Source organism: Lacticaseibacillus yichunensis (genome assembly GCF_003946405.1).
Lineage (GTDB): Bacteria > Bacillota > Bacilli > Lactobacillales > Lactobacillaceae > Lacticaseibacillus > Lacticaseibacillus yichunensis.
The window spans coordinates 1-7,691 of the sequence record NZ_RHOG01000052.1 but is presented as its reverse complement, the minus strand read 5'-3'; the positions used below and the strand labels follow the sequence as shown (position 1 = coordinate 7,691).

General features: G+C 58.2%; 7 protein-coding genes. 6 read left to right on the top strand and 1 reads right to left on the bottom strand.

From position 1 onward, the window contains the following. Positions 1–147 (top strand): zinc ribbon domain-containing protein (locus EKM95_RS11125; protein WP_164510195.1); only part of this gene is annotated, 147 nt, incomplete at its 5' end. A 337-nt stretch (positions 148–484) separates the two neighbouring features. Beyond that, positions 485–1,036 carry a restriction endonuclease gene (locus EKM95_RS11120; protein ID WP_404819814.1) on the top strand — a complete coding sequence of 184 codons (552 nt, stop codon included), beginning with the start codon at positions 485–487 and terminating at the stop codon, positions 1,034–1,036. Between the two features lie 45 nt (positions 1,037–1,081). Here EKM95_RS11120 and EKM95_RS11115 read toward each other — a convergent pair whose 3' ends face one another. Further along, on the bottom strand, positions 1,082–1,378 hold the full coding sequence (locus EKM95_RS11115) for a hypothetical protein (protein ID WP_125698462.1): 297 nt from the start codon (positions 1,376–1,378) through the stop codon (positions 1,082–1,084). 218 nt (positions 1,379–1,596) lie between these two features. Here EKM95_RS11115 and EKM95_RS11110 point away from each other — a divergent pair, with 218 nt between their 5' ends. The 4 genes from EKM95_RS11110 to spxB all read left to right on the top strand — a co-directional run bounded on the left by EKM95_RS11110 (position 1,597) and on the right by spxB (position 7,214). Next, on the top strand, positions 1,597–2,778 hold the full coding sequence (locus EKM95_RS11110) for an acetyl-CoA C-acetyltransferase (RefSeq protein ID WP_125698460.1): 1,182 nt from the start codon (positions 1,597–1,599) through the stop codon (positions 2,776–2,778). Beyond that, on the top strand, positions 2,775–4,028 hold the full coding sequence (locus tag EKM95_RS11105; RefSeq protein WP_125698458.1) for a hydroxymethylglutaryl-CoA reductase, degradative: 1,254 nt from the start codon (positions 2,775–2,777) through the stop codon (positions 4,026–4,028). Before EKM95_RS11110 ends, EKM95_RS11105 begins: the two co-directional genes overlap by 4 nt. Next, positions 4,025–5,194, top strand: coding sequence for a hydroxymethylglutaryl-CoA synthase (locus EKM95_RS11100; protein WP_125698456.1), 1,170 nt, complete (start codon positions 4,025–4,027; stop codon positions 5,192–5,194). The genes EKM95_RS11105 and EKM95_RS11100 overlap by 4 nt, the downstream gene beginning before the upstream one ends. Before the next feature lie 274 nt (positions 5,195–5,468). After that, positions 5,469–7,214: a pyruvate oxidase gene (gene spxB / locus EKM95_RS11095; protein WP_125698454.1), complete on the top strand. Its 1,746-nt coding sequence runs from the start codon at positions 5,469–5,471 to the stop codon at positions 7,212–7,214. Positions 7,215–7,691 lie beyond the last annotated feature (477 nt).

Sequence of the window (7,691 nt, the reverse complement as noted above, 5' to 3'; positions counted from 1 at the left end):
TGTAGCGATTGCGGTTTTGTAATGAGTGGTGACCAAAAGCTCACGCTTGCAGACCGCGAATGGACGTGCCCACAATGCGGTACCTATCACATTCGTGACCACAACGCCGCAAGAAATATCCTAGCAAAAGGTCTAGCACTTAATTAGCGAATACAGTCCGTCTGGCCCTACGGAGTCCGACGGAACTAAGCTGCAAAAGCAGTGAGTCCGTCTGGCAACCTTCGGACTTTAAAGGCTTTGGTAATTAGCACGTAAGACCTGTGTACAGGCAATTGCTGTATCTAAGCAAACTGTAGTCGCACCGCCGTTAGGCGGTTCTCCTACAAGCGTCTGACTTCAGTCAGGCGTGGTTGACACAGTTTCAAGGATACGGAAGAACAGTCTAAGAATCAATCAATTTTCGCCCTGTGACTAGGTTTTCTCATAATTCTCTGGTAGGGTGGAAAAGGTTCAAAGGGGGGCGTTTGCGATGCTGCATCGCTTGATGCGAAAATGTTATGGGTTATTGACGGCGGCATTCATTCTGGCGCTCGTTTATGCGTTTGGGGGGCGTACTTGGCTGCCGCGCACGGTCAAGCCGGTGCTGGATCCCGCTAGTTTTGCGGCCATCAGCGGCTGGGTCGTGGTCAACGCACTCCTTTTTTATCGGCATCACTTCCGGTTTCGCGACCTGCAGCTTGAGCAGATCGACACAATGGAAGGGCCGGTCTTTGAGGAATTTTGTGCATACCTGCTCAAGCGCAACGGCTTCAAACACATTCAGGTGACCAAACAATCCGGCGATCAGGGTATCGACGTGATCGGCACGAAAAAAAAGGCCCAAGTCGGCTTCCAGTGCAAACGGTATGAAGGCGTCGTCGGCAACAAGGCGGTGCAGGAGGCCTGGGCTGGCCAAAGCTTTTATAAACTCGATCAGGCGGCGGTCATCACCAACTCCGAATTTTCCGATTCGGCGCAGCAACTCGCTGAAGAGCTCGGTGTGATGTTGATCGACCGTAAGCAACTCAAGCGCCTCATGCGCCGGTTGCCCAATTAAAAACGGCAGGGCATGTGTCCTGTCGTTTTGTTTGCGAAATTTCTATTAATGCAACACCAAGCCGTCATCTTGTTCCTGAAAGCCAAAGATCGCTTGGGGACCCGTTTCGCCGTCGCCGAGTAGGTAGGCCCCGCGCAACTCTGGTCGGTTGATCAAGACGCGCAGCTCCCAGACCTTCAGTGGGTGGCCGCCTGTTTGCGGCACGAAGATCAGCTGGAGGCTCTCGTTTTCGGTGAGCGTGCGAAAGGTGCGAAAGACCGCGCGCGGGCCGTCCGTTTGGAGATAGACATTGGTGTTGATGCCTTGATCTGCAAGCAAGGCCAAAAGTTCGATCGTGCGCATGAGGCGCCTCCTGAAGTACCTGAATCGGAATGAATGGGTGGCGGGCTGATCTCGTGGGCGTCACGAGATACCGCGGACCAGAACGCCCGTCTTTGAGCATAACGCTTCGGCTTTTTCCTGGCGAGGGCATTTTCTAAGTTTTGGTAAGGCCAGTGGCGCACGGCCGGTGGTATCGTATAATAGTAGCAACATCAATCGCAACTCATTTGGAGGCTATCATGGACGCGGTCGTCATTCTCAGTGCAAAACGTACCCCCATCGGAAAATTAGGCGGCAGTCTGACTGGCATGAACGCCGTTGCGCTGGGCACGATCGCCGCGCAGGCCGCCATCAAACAGGCTGGCATCGAAGCCTCGCAGCTTGATCAGGCAATCTTTGGCAATGTCTTGCAGGCCAATTCTGGCCAAAATGTGGCGCGGCAGATTGCGCTGAACAGTGGCATGACCACCGCCAGCACCGCGATGACTGTCAATGAGGTCTGCGGCTCCGGGCTCAAGGCGGTGCGACTCGGCCAAAGCGCGATTCTGCTGGGGGATGCCGATGCGGTCTTGGTCGGCGGCACCGAAAGTATGAGCAACACGCCGTACTACGCGCCCCAGCAGCGATTTGGCCACAAGTTTGGGGACTTGTCCCTGGTCGATGGCATCGCGCGCGATGGCTTGAGCGACGCCTTCACCGGCCAACCGATGGGCATGACCGCCGAAAATGTGGCGGCCCAATTTGACGTCACCCGGGAGCAACAGGATGCTTTTGCGTTCGCATCGCATCAAAAAGCGGTCGCCGCGCAGCAAGCCGGCGCGTTTGAAGCGGAAATCGCGCCGGTCACCATTTCGACGCGCCAAGGCGACCAGCTTGTGGCCACAGACGAAGCGCCACGGCCGGATACCAGCCTGGCAAAATTGGCGAAGCTGAACCCGGCGTTTGAAAGTGGCGGCACCGTCACAGCCGGCAATGCAAGCGGCATCAATGATGGTGCCGTGGCGTTGGTCTTGATGCGCAAAAGCAAGGCCGAGGCGCTCGGGTTGCCTTACCTCGCCACGATTCGCGGCTACAATGAAGGTGGCATCGATCCAAACTTTATGGGTTACGCGCCGAAAAAAGTGATCGAGAAACTTCTGACCAAAACGTCAAGCAGCCTGGCCGATATCGACCTGATCGAGATCAACGAGGCGTTTGCCGCCCAGACGATCGCGGTAGCCAATGAGCTTGGCATTGATGACCAAAAGCTCAACGTGAATGGCGGTGCGATCGCGCTTGGCCATCCGCTGGGCGCATCCGGGGCGCGGGTGCTCACGACATTGATCTACGCATTACGTGCCCGCGGTCAGCGCACCGGGCTGGCGGCGTTGTGCGTCGGCGGCGGGCTCGGCGTGGCGATGCAGATCGAGGTCGCCCCATGAAATTTTATGAAATGACAGCTGCCCAGCGGCTGGCGCAACTTGTTGAAGAAGACGCAATGACTGCGGAAACGGCCGCGATTTTTGCCGGCTCCGGCGCCTTGTCCCCTGATGTGGCTGCCTCGCTCAGTGAAAATCAGCTTGGCCAGTTCAGCTTGCCGCTTGGCGTTGCCCGCCAAGTCCCGGTGGCGGGGCGGTTGGTCAATGTGCCGATGGTGACCGAGGAGCCTTCTGTGGTAGCCGCCGCCAGCAACGGTGCGCGTCTATTGCGTGCTGGGGCAGGCGTGCAGGTCGTGCTTGCGCCGCACACGGTTCGCGCCGAGGTCGTGTTCGACGGGCTGCCCGACTTGCCAGCTGCCCAGGCGTTGGTCAAAGCGAATGAGGCACTTTTCAAGCAAGTCGCAGATGCCGCGCATCCCTCGGCCGTTCAGCGCGGCGGTGGGCTGAAGGCACAGACAGTGGCGGTCATCGCCGACCGTTTTTTGAAAATAGGGTTGATCATCGCCCCAGGGCAGGCCATGGGCGCGAATTTGGCGAACACGATCGCCGAGGCAGTTGGCCAGGCAGCCGGTGAGCTGCTCAACAGCCGGCCGCTCACCGCGATTTTGACCAATCGCGACGAGGCGATCGGCCGGGCCACTGTGGCGGTCCCACTCGGCGTGCTGGCCACTGGGACGCGCACTGGCGCTGAGGTGGCGGCGGGAATCGCGGCGTTGAGCGCGCTGGCTGTGGTCGATGAGGACCGCGCCGTCACCCATAACAAGGGTATCCTGAACGGTATCGAGGCGGCGGTATTGGCCACCGGCAATGACACGCGGGCCGTTGCGGCGGCGATCTATGCGCATGCCGGGGCGACCGGGCGGATGAGCCCACTGGCGACTTGGCGGCAGACAGCTACCGAGCTTTTGGGATCGATTGCGTTGCCGCTTCCGGTCGGAATTTTGGGCGGTGCGATTCGCTCATTGCCGGTGGCCCAGGCGAGCCTCGCTTTGGGCGGCTTCACCACCGTCGCTGACTTGCAAGGGGCACTGCTCGCGTTGGGGTTGGCGCAGAACCTGGCCGCCTTGCGCGCACAGGTTGGGCCGGGCCTTCAAGCCGGCCATATGAAATTGCAGGCGCGCAATCTCGCCATCAGCGTCGGCGCGACTGGCAAGGAGATCGGCCAGCTCGCGGTGGCCTTGAGTGCTGGCGCAATGAGTGAGGCCGCCGCGCAGACACTGCTTGACCGGATGCGAAAGGAGCAGCAATCATGACGATCGGCATTGATCAATTGGGACTCTATACCCCGCCATTTTTCATCGATTTACGGGAATTGGCCACCGCGCGCGGAGTCGAGCCAGATAAGTACACGATCGGCATCGGCCAGGACCAGCAGGCCGTGGCGCCATCCAGCCAAGACGTGGTCACGATGGGCGCCGCGGCGGCCAAGGAGGCGCTGGCCGGCCAAGACCTCAGCAAGCTCGGCCTGCTGATTCTTGCAACCGAATCGGGCGTTGATGCCAGCAAGGCCGGTGCGCTGTATATTCACCGCCTGCTGGGGCTGCCGGCCAGCATGCGCGTCTTTGAGCTCAAGGAGGCCTGCTACGGTGGGACCGCCGGGTTGATGATGGCGCGTGATTATGTCGCGGCGCATCCAGGGAAAACCGCGCTGGTGATCGCCAGCGACATTGCCCGCTATGGCCTGGCGACAGGGGGTGAGGTCACGCAAGGCGCCGGTGCGGTCGCAATGGTGGTGGCAAGTGCCCCGCGTATTTTGGCCATCAACGACGACTCGACACTGCACGCTGACGACATTCAGGATTTTTGGCGGCCGATGTACACGGATCAGGCGCTGGCCCGCGGCAAATATTCCACCGAGCAGTACATCGCGTTTTTCGATGAGGTGTGGGCCGCTTATCGCCAAGAGACCGGCCGCACGCTTGCGGATCACGCCGCGATGCTGTTTCATCTGCCGTACACGAAAATGGGGCTCAAGGCGCTGAAAACGGTGCTGGCTGAGGCAACGCCGGCGGACCAAGCGCGGCTACTTGCGCAATATCAAACCAGTATTCAATATAGCCGGCGCATCGGTAACATTTACACAGGCTCTTTGTATCTGGGCTTGGTCTCCCTGCTGGAAAATAGCGAGACGCTGGCGGCCGGCGACCGACTCGGCCTTTTCTCCTATGGGTCGGGGGCAGTCGGCGAATTCTTTTCCGCCACGCTTCCGCCGCAGTTTCGGCAGGCGGTGCCGCGACATGGCCACGCGTCGCTGTTGGCGCAGCGCAAACAGCTTGACATCGCGACTTACGAACAGCTTTTTGCCGATACCTGGCCAAGCGATTCCAGCGATTATCAAAGCGACCCCGCCTGGTTTGCTGGGCCGTTTGTAATGAGCGGTGTGATTGGGCAGGAGCGGCAGTATCGCGCAAATGACTAATAGTTGAACGCCAAAAAAATAGTTCGAGCAACGCCGCATGATGCGGGTGCTCGAGCTATTTTTGCATACGGCGCGGGGGGTACTGGCTTGGCAGGTTGACCTTGTCCACGCGAATTATCATGCCTTTTATTCTTTGCCGGCAGCCGCCGAGTCAAAATCCACCGGTTTTTCCCGCCAACGTGCTACGCTTGAATTGTACCGCACAGACCACTTGTATTTTGTAAGAAGAGTGTTAATATACTTATATTAAGTAAGCATATATGGAGGAACAACAATGGTAGCGAAAATCAATGCGTCCGATGCAATGATCAAGGTCATCGAGAGCTGGGGTGTCAAGAACATCTACGGTTTGCCTGGCGGGTCGTTCGACTCGACCATGAACGCTTTGCACAACCGCAAGGACACGATCAATTATGTCCAGGTGCGTCATGAGGAAGTCGGCGCATTGGCGGCTGTCGGTGAGGCTAAGATCACAGGCAAGATCGGTGTCACGTTCGGCTCAGCCGGCCCAGGCGCTGTCCACCTGCTCAATGGGCTGTATGACGCCCAATACGATCACATTCCGGTACTTGCGCTGGTTGGCCAGGTGCCGACAAGTGCAATGAATACCTCATATTTCCAGGAAATGAACGAAAACCCAATGTTCGCCGATGTGTCTGTTTATAACCGGACCGTGATGACGGCCCAGCAGATGCCGGCCGTGGTGGATGAGGCAATCAGGCAGGCGTATGCGCAGCACGGGGTCGCGGTCATCACGATTCCAAAGGACCTTGGCTGGCAGGAGATCGACGACACCTATGTTTCGACTGCGCCGCTGTTCCAGAAGGCGATCGCACCGGAGCCCGACGTGGTGAAGGTCGACGAAGCACTGGCCATTTTGAAAAACGCGAAGCATCCACTGATTTACATCGGGCAAGGCACACGTGGCGCCCGCGCGGAAGTGATCGCGTTGTCCGAACAGTTGCATGCACCGATTCTGTCGTCTGCGTTGGCCAAGGGCATCGTGCCGGACGACTACAAGGCGTACATGGGCTCGGCTGGGCGCGTGGCGTCCAAGCCTGGCGTTGAAGTGGCAGGCGGCGCCGATGCCGTGCTCTTCCTGGGCTCCGATATGCCATTTCAGGGCTATTTCATCAAGCCGGACGCGAAGTACATCCAGGTCGACATCGATGGCACCAAGTTTGGCCGCCGCCACAGCGTTGACGTGGCCATCTTAGCTGATGCGAAAAAGACGATCGATCTGATGCTCAAGCGCGGCGAACAGCTGCCGGAAACGTCCTGGTACAAGGCTGCTGTTGCCAACAAGCACAACTGGGTGGAATGGATCCATTCGTTTGAAGACGACGCGGAAACGCCGCTGCGCGTGGAACCTGTTTTCAAAGCCATCAATGACATGGCAACCGACGACGCGATCTTCCAAGTTGATGTCGGTAATGTGACCATCAACGGGATGCGCTATCTGAAGATCGATCAAGACCAGCGCTTCACGACCTCGGGCTGGTATGCGACGATGGGGTACGCGCTGCCCGCGGCAATTGGTGCACAAGCTGAGTTCCCGGATCGCCAGGTATGGTCGATCTCCGGTGACGGCGGCTATGCGATGGTGATGCAGGACATTTTGACCCAGGTCAAATATCACATGCCGATCATCAATGTCATTTTGACCAACGAGAGCCTCGGCTTCATCGAGGCCGAGCAGGATGACACGCGCCAGCCGCATTCTGGCGTTGACCTGATCGATGCCGATTACGGCACCGCCGCAGCCGCACTGGGGGCCACGGGCTTTGAGGTCCACGATCTGCCAGAGTTGAAGGCCGCGTTTGAAGCCGCCAAGCAGCGCAAGGGGCCGGTCGTGATCGATGTGAAGATCTCGGATCTGCGTCCACTGCCAGTCGAACAGCTGGTGCTCGATAAAGAGACTCAAGATCCAGCCGCCGTGGATGCATTTGTGAAGAAATACCACGCGGAAAAATTGATCCCGTTCCGTCGGCTTTTGGCGGAAGCCGGGGATGAAAATTAAGCATGACGCTAAGTCGCCATCAGGATGCGCAAAGCCGTCTCCTGATGGCGGCTTTTTCGTGGCTAAACGCGGACTAGCAGCTTGCCCTCTCAGACTGGCAACTGGCTCGATGGCGGTGTCCTGGCCGATCTATGACTCGGGAGACACCGTGCCAGCTCGTCGTTGTTTGGACAGAGACAATTGTTTTGACTGGCATCCACCCGGCAGTGGGTGCTTTTTGATTCGCATGAGGCGACGATGATCCGCCTGCGGTAAAGGGTTGTTATCGCCGTTTATGTACCCCGGTTGCCGGCACGACCGGGGGTGAATGATGGGGTTGTGTTATGCCGGCAACACAAACCCGTCATTCGATTGGCTCTTTGAAACTTTATTGGCATCCATGCCGCCGCCATATATCGATCGCTGGTGCAAGTTGGGTGACATATAGGCTTAGAATTTCGGTGACCTTCCCGCTTCCGAAGAAGAAGGCGTCGTTCT

Bases quoted from the DNA above. Each gene is read 5' to 3' on its own strand.
- spxB (WP_125698454.1), top strand. From the start codon at position 5,469: ATGGTAGCGAAAATCAATGCGTCCGATGCAATGATCAAGGTCATCGAG.
- EKM95_RS11115 (WP_125698462.1), bottom strand. From the start codon at position 1,378: ATGCGCACGATCGAACTTTTGGCCTTGCTTGCAGATCAAGGCATCAAC.
- EKM95_RS11100 (WP_125698456.1), top strand. From the start codon at position 4,025: ATGACGATCGGCATTGATCAATTGGGACTCTATACCCCGCCATTTTTC.
- EKM95_RS11110 (WP_125698460.1), top strand. From the start codon at position 1,597: ATGGACGCGGTCGTCATTCTCAGTGCAAAACGTACCCCCATCGGAAAA.
- EKM95_RS11120 (WP_404819814.1), top strand. From the start codon at position 485: ATGCGAAAATGTTATGGGTTATTGACGGCGGCATTCATTCTGGCGCTC.
- EKM95_RS11105 (WP_125698458.1), top strand. From the start codon at position 2,775: ATGAAATTTTATGAAATGACAGCTGCCCAGCGGCTGGCGCAACTTGTT.